The 18,368-nt window shown below is 69.9% G+C and carries 21 protein-coding genes; 6 read left to right on the top strand and 15 right to left on the bottom strand.

The features are described 5' to 3' along the window. Position 1 precedes the first annotated feature (1 nt). Positions 2 to 1,063, bottom strand: coding sequence for an LCP family protein (locus ACLJOK_RS16690; protein WP_410819747.1), 1,062 nt, complete (start codon positions 1,061 to 1,063; stop codon positions 2 to 4). 2 nt (positions 1,064 to 1,065) lie between these two features. Further along, positions 1,066 to 1,545 carry a SigE family RNA polymerase sigma factor gene (locus ACLJOK_RS16685; protein WP_410819746.1) on the bottom strand — a complete coding sequence of 160 codons (480 nt, stop codon included), beginning with the start codon at positions 1,543 to 1,545 and terminating at the stop codon, positions 1,066 to 1,068. A 180-nt stretch (positions 1,546 to 1,725) separates the two neighbouring features. On the opposite strand from ACLJOK_RS16685, the gene ACLJOK_RS16680 reads away from it, so the two are divergent. Next, a complete protein-coding gene (locus ACLJOK_RS16680) occupies positions 1,726 to 3,294 on the top strand; it encodes an LPXTG cell wall anchor domain-containing protein (RefSeq protein WP_410819745.1) in 1,569 nt (522 codons plus the stop codon). A gap of 136 nt (positions 3,295 to 3,430) precedes the next feature. Then, entirely contained in the window at positions 3,431 to 4,246 is an 816-nt protein-coding gene (locus ACLJOK_RS16675) for a DedA family protein (RefSeq protein WP_410819744.1), read from the top strand. A gap of 166 nt (positions 4,247 to 4,412) precedes the next feature. Here the strand turns inward: ACLJOK_RS16675 and ACLJOK_RS16670 are convergent, their stop codons facing one another. The 10 genes from ACLJOK_RS16670 to ACLJOK_RS16625 form a co-directional block, all read right to left on the bottom strand. Further along, a complete protein-coding gene (locus tag ACLJOK_RS16670; RefSeq protein WP_030332125.1) occupies positions 4,413 to 4,790 on the bottom strand; it encodes an ArsR/SmtB family transcription factor in 378 nt (125 codons plus the stop codon). A 57-nt stretch (positions 4,791 to 4,847) separates the two neighbouring features. Beyond that, positions 4,848 to 5,387 carry an orotate phosphoribosyltransferase gene (pyrE, locus tag ACLJOK_RS16665; RefSeq protein ID WP_112586136.1) on the bottom strand — a complete coding sequence of 180 codons (540 nt, stop codon included), beginning with the start codon at positions 5,385 to 5,387 and terminating at the stop codon, positions 4,848 to 4,850. A 169-nt stretch (positions 5,388 to 5,556) separates the two neighbouring features. Then, complete coding sequence (locus ACLJOK_RS16660) at positions 5,557 to 6,366, bottom strand: SDR family NAD(P)-dependent oxidoreductase (RefSeq protein ID WP_238677609.1); 810 nt, start codon at positions 6,364 to 6,366, stop codon at positions 5,557 to 5,559. A 10-nt stretch (positions 6,367 to 6,376) separates the two neighbouring features. Then, positions 6,377 to 7,033: a hypothetical protein gene (locus ACLJOK_RS16655; RefSeq protein WP_410819743.1), complete on the bottom strand. Its 657-nt coding sequence runs from the start codon at positions 7,031 to 7,033 to the stop codon at positions 6,377 to 6,379. Positions 7,034 to 7,105: 72 nt separating this feature from the next. Beyond that, positions 7,106 to 7,861 (bottom strand): hypothetical protein, encoded by a 756-nt coding sequence (locus ACLJOK_RS16650; RefSeq protein ID WP_410819742.1) that lies wholly within the window; start codon positions 7,859 to 7,861, stop codon positions 7,106 to 7,108. Between the two features lie 102 nt (positions 7,862 to 7,963). Beyond that, a complete protein-coding gene (locus tag ACLJOK_RS16645) occupies positions 7,964 to 8,542 on the bottom strand; it encodes a DUF4178 domain-containing protein (RefSeq protein ID WP_410819741.1) in 579 nt (192 codons plus the stop codon). Positions 8,543 to 8,624: 82 nt separating this feature from the next. Continuing rightward, entirely contained in the window at positions 8,625 to 9,479 is an 855-nt protein-coding gene (locus ACLJOK_RS16640; protein WP_410819740.1) for a hypothetical protein, read from the bottom strand. Between the two features lie 69 nt (positions 9,480 to 9,548). Next, positions 9,549 to 9,932, bottom strand: a complete 384-nt coding sequence (locus tag ACLJOK_RS16635) for a hypothetical protein (RefSeq protein WP_410819739.1) — start codon at positions 9,930 to 9,932, stop codon at positions 9,549 to 9,551. Between the two features lie 109 nt (positions 9,933 to 10,041). Next, positions 10,042 to 12,633 (bottom strand): ATP-dependent chaperone ClpB, encoded by a 2,592-nt coding sequence (clpB, locus tag ACLJOK_RS16630; RefSeq protein ID WP_410819738.1) that lies wholly within the window; start codon positions 12,631 to 12,633, stop codon positions 10,042 to 10,044. 85 nt (positions 12,634 to 12,718) lie between these two features. Continuing rightward, positions 12,719 to 13,363, bottom strand: coding sequence for a TetR/AcrR family transcriptional regulator (locus ACLJOK_RS16625; RefSeq protein WP_410819737.1), 645 nt, complete (start codon positions 13,361 to 13,363; stop codon positions 12,719 to 12,721). Positions 13,364 to 13,448: 85 nt separating this feature from the next. Between ACLJOK_RS16625 and ACLJOK_RS16620 the strand changes: the two genes are divergently transcribed. From ACLJOK_RS16620 to ACLJOK_RS16610, 3 genes are all read left to right on the top strand, one after another. Next, a complete protein-coding gene (locus tag ACLJOK_RS16620) occupies positions 13,449 to 14,585 on the top strand; it encodes an epoxide hydrolase family protein (RefSeq protein WP_410819736.1) in 1,137 nt (378 codons plus the stop codon). 105 nt (positions 14,586 to 14,690) lie between these two features. Then, positions 14,691 to 15,191, top strand: coding sequence for a cation:proton antiporter regulatory subunit (locus ACLJOK_RS16615; protein ID WP_124815967.1), 501 nt, complete (start codon positions 14,691 to 14,693; stop codon positions 15,189 to 15,191). A 5-nt stretch (positions 15,192 to 15,196) separates the two neighbouring features. Beyond that, positions 15,197 to 16,411, top strand: a complete 1,215-nt coding sequence (locus tag ACLJOK_RS16610) for a cation:proton antiporter (protein WP_410819735.1) — start codon at positions 15,197 to 15,199, stop codon at positions 16,409 to 16,411. Here the strand turns inward: ACLJOK_RS16610 and ACLJOK_RS16605 are convergent. Then, positions 16,400 to 16,858 carry a GNAT family N-acetyltransferase gene (locus ACLJOK_RS16605; RefSeq protein ID WP_410819734.1) on the bottom strand — a complete coding sequence of 153 codons (459 nt, stop codon included), beginning with the start codon at positions 16,856 to 16,858 and terminating at the stop codon, positions 16,400 to 16,402. The two genes, ACLJOK_RS16610 and ACLJOK_RS16605, sit on opposite strands and share 12 nt — an antisense overlap. A 172-nt stretch (positions 16,859 to 17,030) precedes the next feature. On the opposite strand from ACLJOK_RS16605, the gene ACLJOK_RS16600 reads away from it, so the two are divergent. Next, positions 17,031 to 17,462 (top strand): hypothetical protein, encoded by a 432-nt coding sequence (locus ACLJOK_RS16600; RefSeq protein ID WP_410819733.1) that lies wholly within the window; start codon positions 17,031 to 17,033, stop codon positions 17,460 to 17,462. 130 nt (positions 17,463 to 17,592) lie between these two features. On the opposite strand, the gene ACLJOK_RS16595 is transcribed toward ACLJOK_RS16600, so the two are convergent. After that, positions 17,593 to 17,787 (bottom strand): hypothetical protein, encoded by a 195-nt coding sequence (locus ACLJOK_RS16595; protein ID WP_210782997.1) that lies wholly within the window; start codon positions 17,785 to 17,787, stop codon positions 17,593 to 17,595. Positions 17,788 to 17,924: 137 nt separating this feature from the next. Continuing rightward, a complete protein-coding gene (locus ACLJOK_RS16590; RefSeq protein ID WP_030332087.1) occupies positions 17,925 to 18,365 on the bottom strand; it encodes a heat shock protein transcriptional repressor HspR in 441 nt (146 codons plus the stop codon). Between the last annotated feature and the right edge of the window lie 3 nt (positions 18,366 to 18,368).

Below are 18,368 nucleotides of genomic sequence, written 5' to 3'. Positions count from 1 at the left end.
GTCATCGGACGGGATTGACCTGCTCCGGGTGCTGCGCCACCCACTGCGCCAACCGATCCTCGCGCAGCGCGGCGAGGAACTCCGGGCCCTGCTTCGGGTCCAGCGGCAGTCGCGAAGCGTTGCCCGCCGGGGGGCCGACCGGCAGGCTGAGCCCCACCGGGTCGACGCTCTCCAGCTCGGGTAGCACCGCCACCAGCCTGGTCAGCGGCAGGCCGTCGTCGTCGACCGCCAGCCCCTTACCGGCAGCCGACAGCAGCGCGGTGAGCCGGACCGGATTGGTCAGCACGTCCTGGGCGACCGCCCGCCGGACCAGCCCGGCGACGTAGCGCTGGGCGTTACGGTCCCGGTCGGACGCGCCGTCGGGCAGATACCGCCGTTGCCGCAGCAGGTCGACGGAGGCATCCCCGTCGAGCAGTTGACAGCCGGCCGGGAAGGTCCGGCGGGTGTGCCAGGACCGAACCTCCTTCGGTAGGCACACCTCCACCCCGTCGACCGCCTCGGTGATCCGGCGCAGCCCGGCAAAGGTCAGCACCGCGCCAGCGTCGATGCGTACCCCGGTCAGGTCGGCGACCACCCGGCGGGTCAGGTCGTAGCCGGCGTCCAGGTCGGGCCGGGGTTCGCCGGCACCGGTGTAGAACGCGCTGTTGAGCTTCTCGACCCCCCGGCCGGGGATCGAGACCTCCAGGTCGCGCGGCAACGAGATGAGGTACGGCCGGCTCCGGTCGGCCGGGATGTGCACCAGCAGGACGGAGTCCGCCAACCGGTACGACGGTTGCTCGCCGAAGCCGTCCACCCCGACCAGCAGGACGTTCAGCGCCCCGGACTGCGCGCCAGCCGGTTGACCGGACAACGACGGGCCCTCCACCGGCCGATCGGGGCGCAGTTGCGGCACCCCGACTCCGAGCGCGCCGAGCAGGGCGAGCGTGACGCCGGCGGCCTGGAACCGCTGTCGACGGCGGCGGCGAACGGCGGCGAGGCGGTCGATCGCGACCCGCAGCGGACCCGTCGACGGGGTCAACGGTTCGTGCCGGACGAACGCGGCACGCAGGTCATCCTCCATCATTTTCACACCTCCACGTACTCGGCCCGGAGCGTGGCCAGGGCCCGGGAGATGGACGAACGGACGGTCCCGACGGCACAGCCGAGAATGTCGGCGATCTCGACGTCGGGCAGGTCTTCGTAGTAGCGCAGCACCAGAGCCGCCCGCTGCCGACGCGGCAGCCGGGACAGCCAGGACCAGACCTGATCCCGGTCCACGGCGGACTGCGCATGGTCGGTGGGCATCGGCACCGACGTGTCGGGCTCCCCGCGCAGCAGCACCCGGCGGACCCACGAGCCGCGCCGCCAGTCGACGTACTGGTTGGTGAGCATCCGGCGTACGTAACGCTCGGGCGAGTCCGCGCGGGCGACCCGACGCCAGTTGAGCTGGACCCGGACCATCGTCTCCTGGACCAGATCCTGAGCCTGGTGCGGTTCGCCGGTCAGCATGACCGCGTACCGCAGTAGCGGGGCCAGCCGCGTGTCCGCGAACTCCTCGTACGTCACTGCACCTCCCGGGGCTCCTGCCACAAATGACGGAAGCGGACCGACCGAACGTTGCGGTGACTCTGATCAACCTTTTGGTTCGTCTTATCCAGTGGGCGGCTCCGGGGGATGCAATCAGCCTTAGCGATTCCTTAAGATCCGCAGGCTCCACCTGATCCCCCAACTGGAGGAACCCCCCTCATGCTCACCCACTCCACCCGGCGTTGGCTCGCCGGACTGGGCGTAGCAGGCGCGTTCGTCGCTGCCTCCGCCAGCCCGGCCTCCGCCGTCGAGGAGCCCTCGAACGAGGTCTTCCTGTACGCCAACAACGTGCTCATCGCATCCGGCGGCGAGACCAAAGCGGTCACCTTGCAGGCCTTCACCGAGGCACTGCCCGAGACCTTCACCATCACTGTTGACCGCGCCGCCGTGACGGACTTCGCCAAGGTCACTCTGACGGACGCGCTGCCGGGCTGCTCGGAGGCAGGATCGGTCATCACCTGCACCCTCAAGGGCGCCGACACCATCGACTACGTCCTCGATCTGACCGTCGAGGCCAAGGACTCCGCATCGGTCGGGAAGAAGGGTGACCTGGCCCTCACCTTGGCGGCGAAGGGCAGGGCAAGCGTCACCACCAAGTCCACCGTCGAGGTCGGCGAGGGCGTGGACCTGAAGGCTGACGAGGTTCTCGAAGTCTCGGGCGCGCCGGGGTCGTCGCTGAAGGCGCCGCTGCGGGTCGCGAACGTGGGTGACAAGCCCACGAATGGCGCCGTCCTCCTCATCACGACCACTCCCGGTATCGCCACCTCGCGACACTCGAACTGCTCCTACCTGCAGGCATTCGGGACGAACTTTGCGAAATGCTCGTACGACCAGAAGATCGAGCCCAATGCGGTCCTGCAGTTGGACTCCTCGTCCACGCTGAAGATCGCCTCGGACGCCTGGGCGCCAGGCAAGCAGTACGGCTCGGGTGCATGGTTCGCCGATGGAGACTGGGCCGAGTTCCTCGCGGACTTCCCGATCCCGGTCGACAAGTGGGAGAAGGGGACCGGCGCTGAGCTGACCCTGGTGCCGGCTTCGAAGGCACAGGCCCAGCGGCTCCGGCAGACCGACAAGGACTCCAGCAACAACTTCACGGCGATCATGGCAACCGTGACCGGCAGCCAGCGTGCCGACGCGGCCGCCACCGGGGCCGAAGTGAGCGGCGCCGTCGGCAAGACGGTGAACGCCAAGGTCGGCTTCGTCAACAACGGGCCGGCAATGATCAACTCGTACTCTCCGGACGAGTTGGTCACCGCCGTAGAGATCACGATCCCGGCCGGTGCCACCGCCGTGACGGCGCCGGACCAGTGCTCGCCGGTCAAGGACGGCGAAGAGATCGGCGGGTACGGCGAGCCCGGCGCTCGCCTCTACTTCTGCGAGTGGTACGACACGCTGCACAAGGGTGACAGTGCGGTGTTCGAGTTCGGATTGCGCATCGACAAGCTGGCTGGCGCCCCGGGTGCTGTTCACCTGCGGCACTTCAACCTGGACGGCAATGGCTCGACCGTGGCCGACCTCGACTCGAAGAACGACACGGCTGCCTTCGTGATCAAGGGCGCGGCCAACGGTGGCGACGGTGGCACGGGCGGTGGTGACGGTGACGGCGGTTCGCTGCCGATCACCGGTCAGTCCACCGGCCTGATCGCCGGCCTCGGCGCGCTGCTGCTCGCCGCGGGCGCTGGCGGCTACCTGGTGGCCAAGCGCCGCCGGACCCGCTTCGTCGCCTGACCCACCCCGCACCACCGGTGCCCCGTCGACCACACGGTCGGCGGGGCACCGTCGTTGGACGCCACGACCCCACGACGCGGGCGGGTGGTGACGGGCCGGTCCGGCGCGGCCGGGGCCCTGGGCTTCGGTACCCTTTGTGGCCGTGGACACAGCTGAGAAGACCCGCGCTCTCGTGGAGAGCGTCGCCCTGAACCCGCTCGATCCCAAGGATCTGTTGCAGACCTTCGGGCTGATCGGCGTGTGGGTGATCCTCTTCGCCGAGACCGGCCTGCTGGTGGGCTTCTTCTTCCCGGGTGACTCGCTGCTGTTCCTCGCCGGGGTCGCCTCGTCACCGGTGGCGGACGCGATCTTCGGCGACGGCACCCGCCTCTCCCTCGTCGGCCTGCTGATCGGTGGTCCGATCTGCGCGATCGTCGGTGCCCAACTGGGGCACTGGCTCGGCGCGCGGTACGGCCGGCCGATGTTCGAGCGGCCGAACTCCCGGCTCTTCAAGAAGGAGTACGTGGAGAAGGCCGAGTACTACTTCCAGAAGTTCGGCCCGGCGAAGGCCGTCGTGCTGGCGCGCTTCATTCCGATCGTCCGGACGTTCCTCAACCCGGTCGCGGGCGCGCTCGGCATGCCGGCGAAGACGTTCCTGCTCTGGAACATCGTCGGCGCGGTGCTCTGGGTGGACGGCATCCTGCTGATCGGCTACCTGCTGGCCGAGCAGATCTACCAGGCCATCGGCGACAAGATCGACCACTACATCCTGCCGGTGGTGGCTCTGATCATTCTGATCTCGGTGCTGCCGATCTTCTTCGAGTTCCTTCGCGACCGGCGGGCTCGTAAGCGCGGCGAGGCGGTCGCGGTGGTCGCGGCGGCCAGTGCCGCCGGCGCTGTGGAGGCGGCCCGCGAGGCGTTCGACCACGACCAGCACGGTCGTCAGCGCCCGGAGCACGGTCAGGACCGTTGAGCGGTACGACGACGGCCGGCCCCCTGGTGAGGGGGTCGGCCGTCGGCATGTCGAACCCGGCCTCCGGTGGTGCGACCGGGGACGAGCAGGTGTCAACCACCGGTGGCGCCACCCCTGGCTCGCCACCGGACGCCGCCCCAGCTCGGGACGGCGTGTGGTGCCTACGTCAGCGGGCCTTCTTGGTGGCCCGCTTACGCGGCGGGGTCAGCAGGTCGGCGATCGTCGCGATCGCACTCGGGACCAGGCTGTAGTACGCCCAGACACCGCGCTTCTCCCGCTGCAACAAGCCAGCCTCGGTGAGGATGCGCAGGTGGTGACTGACCGTCGGCTGAGAGAGGCCGAGCGGCGCCGTCAGGTCACAGACGCACGCCTCGCCCTCGGGGGCCGACTGGATCAGGCTGAGCAGCCGCAACCGAGCAGGATCAGCAAGGGCCTTGAGGACCCCGGCGAGACGCTCGGCATCGGCACGTTCGATCGGCTCGCCGTTTAGCGGCGAGATCTGAGGCATAGTCATTTCGGCCAACGCAGTTCCCACGTATTCCATCCTTCCACCAGCAGCATCGATCCGCCTGCATATCAGCAGATCCGAATCGGCAGACTTTTACGCCACAAGGCCGAGGTCAGCCAACGTATAGGCCGCCCGGTACGGCAATCCGGCGGCTCGCACCGCGTCGCCGGCGCCTCGATCAACAATAACCACCACGCCCACGACTTCCGCCCCGGCCTCGCGAAGCGCCTCGACAGCCGTCAAAACACTTCCGCCCGTCGTGGATGTGTCCTCCACCGCCAACACTCGGCGGCCAGCCACCTCCGGTCCCTCGATTCGCCGCTGTAGACCGTGAGCCTTGCCCGCCTTGCGCACCACAAAGGCGTCCAGGGCCCGGCCGGTCGGAGCGGCGGCGTGCAGCATCGAGAGCGCGACAGGATCCGCCCCCAGGGTGAGGCCCCCGACGGCGTCGAACTCCCAGTCGGCGGTGAGGTCGAGCAACACCCGGCCGACCAGAGGAGCGGCCCGGTGATGGAGCGTGACGCGCCGCAGATCCACATACCAGTCTGCCTCGCGCCCCGACGAGAGCACGACCCGGCCGTGGACCACAGCCAGGTCGGTAATGAATTTACGCAGGTCGTCGTGGTCCCCCATGGCGATAGAGGTTACTGCGCAACTCTGAACGCCGTGTGCGGGGTCCACCCTGATCAGCCTCGGGGGGAACCGATGACTGGCGATGTTCGACTACGCTCAGCAACTGGCCCGACAGCGGCGCGCCAACGCCGTCCCACCATTCGCTCGGTGTCGGCGGGCCGGTCGAGGCTCAGCGCTCGTCGCGACCGATCCGGCCGCGGGTGTCCCGAGCGACCGCCTGGAGCAGCCGCCGCGGCGCGTGTCGCATGCCGGCAACAACCACCTTGTACTTCCACGCCGGGATGCTGACCATCTTGCCTTTGCGCAGGTCACGCAGGGCTTCGTCCACCACATCCTCGGCCCGCAGCCACAGCCACTCCGGTGTCTTGGACATGTTGATGCCGGCTCGCTGATGGAATTCGGTGCGGGTGTAGCCGGGGCAGAGGGCCATCACCTGAACGCCGAACGGCCGCGCCGACTGCCCGACGGACTCACTGAAGTTGGTGACCCACGCCTTGCTGGCGGAGTACGTCGATCCGGGCATCGCCGTGCCGAACCCGGCGACCGAAGAGACATTTATCACTGCCCCATTTCGCCGTTCAGTCATCGGTCGAAGCGCCGCAAGGGTCAGCCGCATGACCGCGTGCACGTTGAGTCGCAACAGTCGTGCCTCGTCCTCCGCCGTCGAGCGCAGGAACGGTTTGTTGAGGCTGATCCCCGCATTGTTGACCAGCAGGTGCACCGGGCTGCCGTCGGCGAGCCGCTGCTCCACGATGGCGCAGCCGTCGTCGGTGGACAGATCCGCCGGGATCGTCTCCACCTCGCGTCCGTACGTGGAGCCCAACTCGGTGGCCAACTCGGTGAGGCGCGCCGCGTCGCGGGCAACGAGCACCAGGTGCCAGCCGTCGGCGGCCAGTCGTCGCGTGAACGCCGCGCCGATGCCGGCGGTGGCCCCGGTGATCAGGGCTCGGCGCTCGGCAGTCGTGGGGTCGAGCGTCACGGGGTGGTCCTCACCTGGGCGGGTACGGGGGCGCGTGCGGCGCCGACGGGGGCTGGTGCGGGGCGGGCGTGAACATGGGCGGCGCGGTTGGCGCCGTCGAGCGGTGACGGCCGAACCAGCTGTTCGCCGCCGGCAGCGCCAGCAGCGTAGCTACTACAAGGTAACCGAGCGCCTGTGCGACGGAAAGCCCGGCGTTGAGCGGGATCCACCAGGACGGGTGCGCGTCGCCGATCAGACCCAGCAACTCGGCGAGAGCCTGTTCGCCGGAGCCCAGTTGCAGTGGCGCGGCCCGTTCGCCGACGACCACCGCCACGCTGCAACAGCCGGCGAGCACGCCGAGCCCGCTGACCACCCAGGTCGCCACCCGGACGCCGTTGCGACCGGCCAGCAGCCCGAGGGCCAGGCCGGCGAGCAGCGGCGCGGAGAGCACCGCCACCACCGCCGACAGCACCGCGGACGCGCGGAGCAGAGTCACCACGTCGTCGATCTGCTCCGGGCTCGCCGAGGTGTCGCGGGCGGCGGAGCGGAACGCGTCGACAGTCCCGCCCAGCACCACCAGGTCCACCACGGCGTACGCGAGCGCGGCGACCGCCATCACCAACAGCACTGTCGCGGCTGACAGGACGGCGGCGGGCCGGCGGGCCGGTGCCGATTCCGGGTACGACACGACGAATCCCTCCGGTAGGCGTCGGGTTGCAACCTACTCGGAGGGATCGTCGGCGTCGTGCTTATCGAGCCGTCAGCTCGTCGACGGCGGGGTTGACCCGGGCCGATCCGTGGGCGGCGTGTCGTCCGGCCGGGCTGCCGGCGGCGGGTAGCTCGGCTCCCCACTCGACGGATAACCCGGCTCACCCGATGCCTGCGGGTAGCCCGGCTGACCGGGCGCCTGCGGACCCGGGTAGCTGGCGCCCGGGGTGGGCGGCTCCCAGCCCGCTGTGGGCTTGCGGAAGAACGGGTTCGCCTTCGGCAGCGCCAGCAGGACCAGCGCCGTGATCAGCGCGATCAGGCTGAGCACACCGAGCAGGAGGCTGACCGGGGTCACCCAGGAGGGCAGTGCCTCCTCCAGGCGGCGCTGGATCTCCTCCGGGCTCGGCCCGTCGCTAGTCCCGCCACCGGTGTTGAACCCGCCCGCCGCGTTGCTGAGCAGACCACCACCGACGCAGCAGACCATGATGCCGCCGACGATCCAGGTGGTGATCCGGGCGCCGTTGCGGCCCTGGTTGTTGAACAGGGCCAACACGCCCAGAACGACAGCGAGTAGCAGCAGGACGATGCTTCCGCCGATGCCGATGACGGCGAAGACGTCGGCCACCTGCTCACCGTCGGTGGCGCTGCCCGCGTACGCCTCACGGAGTGCGTCCCGCGTCTTGCCGAAGGTGCTGAGCGTGATGATCAGACTGATCACCTGGAGTGCCAGGAACAGGAAAAGCAGGTAACTGGAAATCGACACAATGGATGGCCGCTGACGGGCCGGCGTGCTCTGGGAATCGACCACGATTCTCCTTCCCTAAGATCGCGCCCACACCGTATCGACAACCGGCCAGTTCGGCATGCCGTGACGAGCCCGGCGCGTCCGCCCGGTCCGGCTCAGCGGGACTCAGGCCTGGGGCGGTCGGATCGTCAGGTCGGCGGGGTCGAGCAGGTCACCACGGGCCACCCGCCAACCCTCTTCGCCGTACGCCTCGAAGGAGAGCCGCGCGGCGCCGCCGGACTGGTAGTCGTGGTAGCGCATAGTCCCGGTCGACGGCAGCTCGGTCTCGCCGGTGGCTGTGTAACGCGCCTGCCCGGTCTCGGCCCAGGTGTAGCGCCGCCCACCGAGTTCGATGGTCGGGGCGCCCGGTGTGACGGTGGCGCCCGGTTCGGCGGTCCAGAACACCAGCTCGACTTCGGGGCCGTCCTCCACGGAGAGCCGGTGGCGGGTGCCGGCGTCGTCGTCGAGGAGGTGCTGCACCCAGCTCCAGTCGCCCTCGACCAGGCGGATCGTGGCGCTCACCGCGTACTCCCGCTCGCGGATGCGCACGCGGTCGCCCGGGGTCAGGCGAAGCGGGCCGCCGCGCGGCGGCTCTGTCGGCTGGCCGTCGGGCGGGCCCGTCGGCCGCCGGCGGGCCCGCCCGACGACCACTACCACCGCGAGTACGGCAACAGCCGCCACCAGGCACGTCACCAGCGCGTCCACCCGACCACCTCCCCAGGTACGTCGGCGCAGACGGTAACAACTTTCGGCACCAGGAAGGCCCGCGCTGTGGCCGACAGCTCAGCTAGCGAAGGCCGTCGGGAGTGTCCTGCGGAGGCGCCGTCGACGGTCCGGTTGGCCCTGGTGAGGTGCCCGGCGCGCCCGGCGTCAGGTGCGCGGCCGGGTCGGGGCAGATCAGGTAGCCGGGTGGGAGGGGCTGGCTCGGCGGCAGGAAGCCCGGCACGAACGGAGCTGTCGGGTATCCGTAACCGGTCGGGGCGTAGGTGGGGACGGGCATCACCCAGGCCGGGCCGGGCAGCGCCTCGTTCGCGGTACGCGGCACGAACCAGCGGTTCGCCGGTGGCAGCGCCAGCAGCAGGACCACGGCCGCGGAGAGGGCCAGGACGGTGAGCACACCCAGCCCTGCCGCGGGGAAGAACAGGTCGTCCCAGGGATCGGTGCCGGAGTAGAGCGTGTCGAAGAACGTCGAGGTCTCCCACTCTTCGTCCCAGTCCGGTGGCGGCTCGTCCCCCATCTCCGGCATGGTCAGCAGCGGCACGAGAAACCCGCCGGAACAGCACTGCGCGAAGCAGACCAGCAACTGCGCGCCACTGGCGACGAAGACCAGGATCCGTGCGAGGTTGGCGCCCCGCCGGACCGGAACGGCGGTGGCCGCCAGCCAGATCGCGAGCAACACCGCCGGCACACCGAGGATCAGCGTCATCGCGACGTTGCCCTGCCGCTCGCCAGCCACCTCGTCCGGGTCGGCGTCCGGCACCAGTCGTGCCGCGCGGTCGATCTGGCCATCGAAGTGCACCGCCTCGGCCACCGTCAGCGCGGCCAGGCCGAGCAGCACCAGCACCACTGCCAGTTGCAGCCAGAAGGCGATGGTCACTGTGGCCGGGCGGGGCGGACGCGGCGCGGCGACGGGCGGGCTCATGGCCCGCAACGTACGGCCCGTGGACGGCGACCGGCAGGACCAATCGGGCAGTACCGACCGGCGAATGGATCATGCTGCGGCGAGCCGCCGGCTGGCGTACGTGCCGAGGGTTTCGCGGTCCATCACGCACCCCACGAAGGTGGTGAACTCGCTCGGATCGTCCCGCAGCGACGTCCAGGCCGCTCGGGCCGCTTCCGGGTCGACGCGCTCCAGCAGCGTGGCCGCGTACGCCCGGCCGGCGGGTGTGCCGTCGGTCAGCACCCGGTCGAGTTGGCGGCGTACCTCCTCGGGGTGGTCGTCGAGAGCGGCAGAGATCTGCTCGTACGCCTCCGTCACCGGCAACAGCGTGCCCGCGATCCCCACCCCACCAAAGGCGAGCGTGTCAGCCGCCGCCAACGTGTCGGCGGCCGCACCAAGTTCCCGCTCCCATTTCTTCTTCCCAATCCCAAACATGCCCCACCTCTTTCCCCACCCGCCCCCGCCCCACCCTGTTGATCAAGAGGTTTGCGTCATGAGAAGACGCGGGCTGACGCAAACCTCTTGATCAACGTGTTCGGGTGGGTCAGGCGGGGGTTACCTCCAGGGCGTTGGCGTTGGGGGCGCGGTCTACCTTCACCGTTTGGCCGTCGCGGATTGATCCGCTCAGGAGGGCCTTGGCCAGTTGGTCTCCAATTGCCGTCTGGACGAGGCGACGGAGCGGGCGGGCACCGTAGATCGGGTCGTAGCCGTGCTCGGCCAGCCACTCACGGGCGGACTCGGTGACGTCCAGTGCCAATCGGCGGTCCGCAAGACGGTTTCGCATCCGGTTCAGCTGGATGTCGACGATGGAACGCAGGTCGTCCCCGCGTAGCGAGGCGAAGACGACGATGTCGTCGAGCCGGTTGAGGAACTCCGGCTTGAAGTGCGACCGGACCACGGCCAGCACGCCCTCCCGGCGCTGCTCATCGGCGAGCGTCAGGTCGCTGATCACCGACGACCCGAGGTTGGACGTGAGGATCAGGATCGCGTTGCGGAAGTCCACGGTGCGGCCCTGGCCGTCGGTGAGCCGCCCGTCGTCGAGCACCTGGAGCAGCACGTCGAAGACGTCCGGGTGGGCCTTTTCCACCTCGTCCAGCAGCACCACCGAGTACGGCCGTCGGCGCACCGCCTCGGTGAGCTGACCACCCTCGTTGTAGCCGACGTAGCCGGGCGGCGCACCCACCAGGCGAGCGACCGAGTGCTTCTCGCCGTACTCGCTCATGTCGATGCGGACCATGGCCCGCTCGTCGTCGAAGAGGAACTCGGCGAGGGCCTTGGCCAGCTCCGTCTTGCCGACACCGGTGGGGCCGAGGAAGAGGAAACTGCCGGTCGGGCGATCCGGGTCGGCGATACCGGCCCGGGCACGGCGTACCGCGTCGGAGACCGCGCCGACCGCTTCGGTCTGGCCGACCACCCGGCCGCCCAGCGAATCCTCCATCCGCAGCAGCTTGGCCGTCTCACCCTCCAGCAGGCGGCCGGCGGGAATGCCGGTCCAGGCGGCGACCACCGCGGCTATGTCGTCCGCGCCGACCTCCTCCTTGAGCATCGCGCCGTCGGCCTGGAGCTGGGCCAGTTCCTCCTCGGCCTGCTTCAGCTCGACCTTCAGGGCGGGGATCCGGCCGTAGCGCAGCTCGGCGGCGCGTTCCAGCTCGCCGTCCCGCTCGGCCCGCTCGGCCTCACCGCCGAGACGTTCCAACTCCTCCTTGGCGGTGGAGAGCTTGGTGATGTGGCTCTTCTCCGTCTGCCAGCGCTCGGAGAGCACTGTGAGCTGCTCACGCTTGTCGGCCAACTCCTTGCGGAGCCGCTCCAACCGCTCGGCCGAGGCGGCGTCCGGCTCCTTGGCCAGAGCCATCTCCTCGATCTCCAACCGGCGGACCGCCCGTTCGATCTCGTCCACCTCGACCGGACGGGAGTCGATCTCCATCCGGAGCCGGGACGCGGACTCGTCGACCAGGTCGATCGCCTTGTCGGGCAGGAACCGGTCGGTGATGTAACGGTCGGACAGCGTCGCGGCGGCGACCAGCGCGGCGTCGGTGATCCGTACGCCGTGGTGCACCTCGTAGCGCTCCTTGAGCCCACGCAGGATGCCGATGGTGTCCTCGATGGTCGGCTCACCGACCAGCACCGGCTGGAAACGGCGCTCCAGCGCCGGGTCCTTCTCGATGTGCTCGCGGTACTCGTCCAGCGTGGTGGCGCCCACCATCCGCAGCTCACCACGGGCCAGCATCGGCTTGAGCATGTTGCCGGCGTCCATCGAGCCTTCGCCCTTGCCGGCGCCGACGACTGTGTGCAGCTCGTCGAGGAACGTGATGACCTGCCCGTTGGAGTTCTTGATCTCCTCCAGGACGGACTTCAGTCGCTCCTCGAACTGGCCGCGGTACTGCGCGCCGGCGACCATCGCGCCGAGGTCCAGCGAGATCAGCTTCTTGTCGCGCAGTGACTCGGGCACGTCGCCGGTGACGATGCGCTGGGCCAGGCCCTCGACGATCGCGGTCTTGCCGACGCCGGGCTCGCCGATCAGCACCGGGTTGTTCTTGGTACGCCGGGAGAGCACCTGGATGACCCGACGGATCTCGGAGTCCCGGCCGATGACCGGATCGATCTTGCCGTCCCGGGCGCTGGCGGTGAGGTCGACGCCGTACTTGGTCAGGGCCTGGTAGGTCTGCTCGGGGTCGGCGGTGGTGACCCGACGGTCCCCACCGCGAACTGTCGGGAAGGCGGCGACCAGTGCCTCCTCGGTGGCACCGGCGGTCTTCAACGCGCCGGACACTGCCCCACCCACCCGGGCCAGACCGGCGAGCAGGTGCTCGGTGGAGGTGTACTCGTCGCTCAGCGGCCGGGCGATCTGCTCGGCGGCGCCGATGGCGTTGACGAACTCCCGAGCCAACGTCGGCTCGGCGATGCTGGAGCCGCGCGCGGCCGGCAGGTTGTCGACAGCGCGCTGGGCGGCCCGGCGCAGCTCGGTCGGGTCGGCCCCGACGGCGCGCAGCAGACCGGTGGCGGTCGAGCCGTCGGTGTCCAGGAGTGACAGGAGTAGGTGCCAGGGCTCCACGGTGGCGTGACCACGCTGGTTGGCCAGCGCGACAGCGCCCGTGATGGTTTCGCGGCTCTTGGTGGTGAGTCTTTCGGTGTTCATGGGCTCCCCCGGATCGGCGTTGTCCATTGGGTTGGACACAACCAGAGTTGAGCGTATTCCGCTCAACCTTAGCGCGTGATGCCCATCACTCCCGGCGCCGCCACCGCCAGTCGAACTCGCCGGCCGCCGGGGGCGGGCCGGGCAGCGGGTCCGCGTCCGGCACCGACGACAGGCCGGCCAGCAGGACCGCGAGCTGCCGCCGGCGCAGTTGGCGGGTCCGCTCCGGATCGGGTACGCGGACCGCGGCGCACGCCTCCAACAACAACCCCAGATCGTGTACGACAGCGTCGGAGCGCAGCCGCCCGCTGGCGTGGGCCCGGTCGACCAGTGCGGTGGCCAACTCGCCGGCGCGCATCGCGTCCCGACCCATCTCCTCGGTCGGGGTGAAGGTGCCGGCCAGGTGGACGGTGAGCGAGTGCACGTCGGCGTCGACCACGCGGGCCAGGAAGCCGGTGAACGCGGGCCAGTCGTCGGGCTCGGCGAGGGCGGTCTCGGCCTCAGCGACGTACCGGCGCAGCCCGTCGTGGCAGAGCTGGCGCAGCAGGTCCTCCTTGCCCGCGTACCGCCGGTAGAGAGCGCTGATCCCGACGCCCGCGCGTTCGGCGACGGCGGCGATCGGGGCCTTCGGGTCGTCGAGGAAGACGGCGCGGGCGGCTTCGAGGATGACCTCGTCGTTGCGGGCGGCCTGGGCGCGGCGACCGCCCAGCGTCTTGCCGGAAGTCGTTGACATGCCCCCAGCCTAACAGTGGAACGGATCGTTCCGCTCTGCTATGGTGATTACAGAACGAAACATTCCGTTCCGAAGGAGTTCCGTCATGAGCGACACCGCGATCCGCCCGTTCCGCGTCGAGATCCCTCAGACCGCCCTCGACGACCTGGCCGCCCGGCTGGACCGCACCCTCTGGCCCGCCGACCTGCCCGGCGCCGGCGGTTCGTACGGGATGAGCAACGACCGGGTGCGCACCCTCGTCGACCGGTGGCGGGGCGAGTTCGACTGGCGAGCCGTCGAGGCCCGCCTGAACGCCCACCCGCAGTTCGTCACCGAGATCGACGGCGAGCAGATCCACTACCTGCACGTCCGGTCGTCCCGGCCGGACGCCACGGCGCTGGTGCTCACCCACGGCTGGCCCGGCTCGGTGCTGGAGTACCTCGACGTGATCGCCCCGCTCACCGAGCCGAGCGACCCGGACGCGCCGGCCTTCCACGTGGTCGTTCCGTCGCTGCCCGGGTTCGGTTTCTCCGGCCCGACCCGCGCCGCCGGCTGGAACTGGTTCCGCATCGCCCGCGCCTGGGCCGAGCTGATGAACCGCCTGGGGTACGACAGCTACGGCGCGGTCGGCAACGACGCCGGCTCGATGGTCGCGCCCGAGCTGGGCCGGGTCGACCCGGGGCGGGTGCTCGGCGTACACGTCACCCAGCTCTTCTCGTTCCCCTCCGGCGACCCGGCCGAGTTCGCCGGGCTCTCCGAGGCGGACCAGGCGGCGCTCGGGCACCTCCAGTGGTTCTACGAGAACAAGTTCTCCTTCAACCAGGTGCACAGTCAGCAGCCGCAGACCCTGGCGTTCGCGCTGGCCGACTCGCCGGTGGGGCTGCTCGCCTGGAACGCCCAGCTCTTCGACGAGAGCCTGGACGCCGACTTCATCCTGGCCAACGTGGCGCTCTACTGGTTCACCGGCACGGCCGCCTCGGCGATACGGCTCTACTGGGAGGACGCGCACGCCGGCGAGCCGCCGACCGAGCCGACCACCGCTCCGACCGCGCTGGCCATGTTCCCCGGCGACTTCCAGTCCATCCGCCGCTTCGCCGAGCGGGACCACGCGAACATCGTCCGGTGGACGGCGTACGAGACCGACGTCGACGGCCGGGGCGACGTCGGCGGCCACTACGCGGCCCACCAGGCCACCGAGGTGCTGGTCGCCGACATCCGCGAGTTCTTCGCCAGCCTGCGCTGACTCGGTTGATCGGTGCCCGCTCCGCTCGACCGGGGCGGGCGCCGACCCTAGGGGCGCTGTCCGTCCAAGATCTGCATTCTGTTCACGAAGCGGTAGCCTTGGAGGGTGCGAGTACGTGTCGAGCAGACCGCCTTACCCGGGATCGGGGTACGTCACGATCTGGTGACGGAGTCCGGACGCCGCCTGGGCGTCGTTTCCCACCGCAATGGCCGCCGTGATCTCGTTCTCTACGATCCCGACGATCCCGACGCCTGCCAGGCGGACATCCCGCTGACCGACGACGAGGCCGAGGCTCTGGCCGACATCCTCGGCGCGTCGCTGATGCTCGGCCAGCTCTCCGGGCTCCGGGAGCAGGCCGCCGGTCTGCTCACCGAGCAGATCGCCATCACGGCCGGGTCCCCGTACGTCAACCGGAAGCTCGGCGACACCAAGGCGCGTACCCGCACCAGCGCCTCGATCGTGGCTGTACTGCGTGAAGGCGAAGTCATCGTTTCGCCACTCCCCTCCTTCCGCTTCGCGGCCGGCGACGTGGTGGTCGTTGTCGGGACCCGTAGAGGTCTCGACGGCGTTTCCGCCATCCTCGCCGACAGTGACCCGGACGGCTGAGGCGGATGCACGATTTCACCACGCTGCTCATCGAAGTCGGTGCGCTGCTGCTGCTGCTCGGGCTCCTCAGCCGGCTCAGCCGGCGCTTCGGCCTCTCTCCCATTCCTCTCTACCTGCTCGCCGGGCTCGCGTTCGGGCACGGCGGGCTGCTGCCGCTGGACGCCAGCGAGGAGTTCTTCGCAGTCGGCGCCGAGATCGGCGTAATCCTTCTGCTGGTGATGCTCGGCCTGGAGTACTCGGCCAACGAACTCGTCGGCAACCTGCGTTCGGCGGCACCGGCAGGGCTGATCGACGGCGTCCTCAACGCGCTGCCCGGCGCGGGGTTTGCCCTGCTGCTCGGCTGGGACTGGGTCGCCGCCCTGGTACTCGGCGGCATCACCTGGGTCTCCTCCTCCGGGGTGATCGCCAAGGTCCTCGCCGACCTGGGCCGGCTCGGTAACCGGGAAACCCCGGTGATCCTCTCGGTGCTGGTCATCGAGGACCTGGCGATGGCCCTCTACCTGCCGCTCGTCACCGCCGTACTGGCCGGCACCGGCCTGCTCGGCGGCGGGATCGCGCTCACCGTCGCTGTGGGCACGGTGCTGATCGTGCTGGTGGTCGCCATCCGGTACGGCCACCTGATCTCGTCCGCCCTGTCGGCGAAGGACCCGGAGGCGCTGCTGCTCGGCGTACTCGGTCTGACGTTGCTGATCGCGGGCATTGCCGCGTCGCTCCAGGTGTCGGCGGCGGTCGGCGCGTTCCTGGTGGGCATCGCCCTCTCCGGCCCGGTGGCGCACCACGCCACCGAGTTGCTCTCGCCCCTGCGGGACCTGTTCGCCGCGGTGTTCTTCGTCTTCTTCGGCCTGACCACCGACCCGCAGGACATTCCGCCGGTGCTGCTGCCGGCACTCGCCCTGGCCGTGGTCACCATGGCGACGAAGACGCTCACCGGCTACCTCGCGGCCCGCCGGGTCGGCATCGCGGAACCTGGTCGATGGCGGGCCGGCCTGGCGCTCGTACCTCGCGGTGAGTTCTCCATCGTCATCGCCGGTCTCGCGGTGGCCGCCGGGAGCGTCGAGCCGCGGTTGGCGGCGCTGGCCGCGACGTACGTCCTGATCACCGTGGTGACCGGGCCGGTCCTGGCTCGGCTGCCCGACTTCCCGTGGTTCAAGCGGTGGCTGCGCAACCGCGCGGCGGCCCAGCGGCGGGAGCAAACCCCGATCGTCGAATCATTGCACTGAGCTCCACCTGAACGCCGCGGCGGCGTGGGTCGCACCCTCGCGGAGGTAGAAGCGGTGCGCCTCCGTTCGGGCCAGGCCGGACTCCAGGAAGACGTAGTCGGCACCCTGTTCGTGCGCCCACGCCCTGGCCGCCGCGAGGAGGCGGGAGCCGACACCCCGGGAGCGCCACTCGGGGTGCACAGCGAGATCCTCGATCGACGCCCGACGGCCGAAGCGCACCGAGAGGATGTCCAGGTAGACGCTGGCGACGCCGACCAGCTGATCCTCGTCCGATCGTGCCTCGAAGAGTGCGACGTCCTCGTGGGCGAGCAATTGCCCGGTCCGCTCGACGGCGCGGTCGTGGTCCCAATCCACGGGACGGCTACCGGGAGGGGCGAAAAGCCACTCCAGCCCCACGACGAACTCGGCCTCGGCGCCCCGCTGGAACCGTCTAACGTGGATTGTCATAGGAGCATCATCGGCTGCGCTGTCGATGCAATGGACCGGCCCGTGCCAACGGTTGCGGAATTGCTCCTCGCGGGTACTACCGCAGCACCCGACGGCGGGTTACCGTTTCGCCCCAGCAGCCAGGGTCCGCAGGCAGCGTTGCCAGACGCGGGCGAGAGCGGAAGGTTGGCCGGTGAGCGTGCAGGAGTCGACTTTCCACGGCTTCGCCAACCCCGTCGATCCGACTCCGGCGGAGTTGCGGGCATGGGCGTACCAGCCTGATTCGGTGCCGTTGGCCTCGATGCCACCCGACTGGGACCTTCTGGTCTCCGGCGACCGGCTGGTGGTGACACTCTTCGAGTTGGCAATGGATCCAACCTGCCCGGCCCGGCGGTTCGCGCTGCACTGCCTCTACATCTACGCGGCCGACGGCATCCGGACGAACTTCCGCGCCCACCCCAAGCGCCGCTTCCGCAAGCTCGTCGAACAGGCCGAGCGTGACGGCGACGAGCTGATGAAGATCTGGGCACACAACGGCCGGGTGCTGTTGGCCCGACCGGACCTCTTCGTCTACCGGGACTGGTGCGAGGGCGGTCTGGTCCGCGAAAACCGCCGCCTCGGCTGAGCCCCGGCCGCATTGGTTATGGCGAACGGGCCGGGACCCCCGCTACGGCATCCCCGCGTCCCGGCCCGCATTGGTTATGGCGAACGGGCCAGGACCCCCCGTGGGTCCCGGCCCGCACGTCGGTCACCGGTCAGTCCTGCTTGCGTTCCGTCTCGGCTCGGCCCCGTTCGCCGGCGTGGTCGCCGTCTTCGGCGAACCGGCCCGCGATGATCCGGTCCCGGTAGGTCCCCTCGGTCACCTTGTCGAACTTCTTGCGGACGGTCTCGGCCAGATTTTCCAACCGGTCCTCGGTCTGCTGGGCCACCTTCTTCGCCGGTTCCGCCATCGCTCCCCCTCGCCATGCCGGTAGGTCCGGATTAAGCCGATTGGACCCTTATTGACAGGCTAACCGAAGCGGCCCGGACCGCGCCGGGAAATCCAGCGTGGTCCGGGCCGATAAGACAGATCCGGGTGAGCGGTAGCTCAGCGATCGGGCGTGCGGCGGGGGCGCCACACCACCAGGGCTGTGGACGTGCGGTTGGTCGGCACCAGATCCCGGCCCGGAAAGCGGGCCAGCGACTCCAACTCCGCCACCCGGCGGTACGCGGCGTCCAGCTCCGCCTCCAGCCGGGCCACCCGCTGCTGCGCCTGCTCCAGCAGCCGCTCCAGCCCGATGATCCGCTTGACGCCGGCCAGGTTGATCCCGTCGTCCTGACTGAGCCGCTGCACCTCGCGCAGCAGCACCACGTCGCGGACGCTGTAGCGACGCCCGCCACCAGCGGCCCGGCCGGGCTGCACCAGCCCCAGTCGGTCGTACTGGCGCAGGGTCTGTGGATGCATCCCCGCCATCCGTGCCGCTACCGAGATCATCAGCACCTTGGCCTCGTAGGCAGGGTCGCCCGAACCGAGGAACTCGCCCGACATCCC

The sequence above is a fragment of the Micromonospora sp. 050-3 genome, assembly GCF_046549335.1.
In the GTDB taxonomy this organism is placed as follows: domain Bacteria; phylum Actinomycetota; class Actinomycetes; order Mycobacteriales; family Micromonosporaceae; genus Micromonospora; species Micromonospora trifolii.
Note: the sequence above shows the minus strand (reverse complement) of the source record. Positions and strands in the feature narration are given on the sequence as shown.

What these genes read in the sequence shown, in the direction of transcription:
- ACLJOK_RS16690 (WP_410819747.1), bottom strand. Translation starts at nt 1,063, where the DNA reads ATGATGGAGGATGACCTGCGTGCCGCGTTCGTCCGGCACGAACCGTTG.
- ACLJOK_RS16680 (WP_410819745.1), top strand. Translation starts at nt 1,726, where the DNA reads ATGCTCACCCACTCCACCCGGCGTTGGCTCGCCGGACTGGGCGTAGCA.
- ACLJOK_RS16670 (WP_030332125.1), bottom strand. Translation starts at nt 4,790, where the DNA reads ATGGAATACGTGGGAACTGCGTTGGCCGAAATGACTATGCCTCAGATC.
- pyrE (WP_112586136.1), bottom strand. Translation starts at nt 5,387, where the DNA reads ATGGGGGACCACGACGACCTGCGTAAATTCATTACCGACCTGGCTGTG.
- ACLJOK_RS16640 (WP_410819740.1), bottom strand. Translation starts at nt 9,479, where the DNA reads ATGAGCCCGCCCGTCGCCGCGCCGCGTCCGCCCCGCCCGGCCACAGTG.
- ACLJOK_RS16635 (WP_410819739.1), bottom strand. Translation starts at nt 9,932, where the DNA reads ATGTTTGGGATTGGGAAGAAGAAATGGGAGCGGGAACTTGGTGCGGCC.
- clpB (WP_410819738.1), bottom strand. Translation starts at nt 12,633, where the DNA reads ATGAACACCGAAAGACTCACCACCAAGAGCCGCGAAACCATCACGGGC.
- ACLJOK_RS16625 (WP_410819737.1), bottom strand. Translation starts at nt 13,363, where the DNA reads ATGTCAACGACTTCCGGCAAGACGCTGGGCGGTCGCCGCGCCCAGGCC.
- ACLJOK_RS16620 (WP_410819736.1), top strand. Translation starts at nt 13,449, where the DNA reads ATGAGCGACACCGCGATCCGCCCGTTCCGCGTCGAGATCCCTCAGACC.
- ACLJOK_RS16610 (WP_410819735.1), top strand. Translation starts at nt 15,197, where the DNA reads ATGCACGATTTCACCACGCTGCTCATCGAAGTCGGTGCGCTGCTGCTG.
- ACLJOK_RS16605 (WP_410819734.1), bottom strand. Translation starts at nt 16,858, where the DNA reads ATGACAATCCACGTTAGACGGTTCCAGCGGGGCGCCGAGGCCGAGTTC.
- ACLJOK_RS16595 (WP_210782997.1), bottom strand. Translation starts at nt 17,787, where the DNA reads ATGGCGGAACCGGCGAAGAAGGTGGCCCAGCAGACCGAGGACCGGTTG.
- ACLJOK_RS16590 (WP_030332087.1), bottom strand. Translation starts at nt 18,365, where the DNA reads ATGTCGGGCGAGTTCCTCGGTTCGGGCGACCCTGCCTACGAGGCCAAG.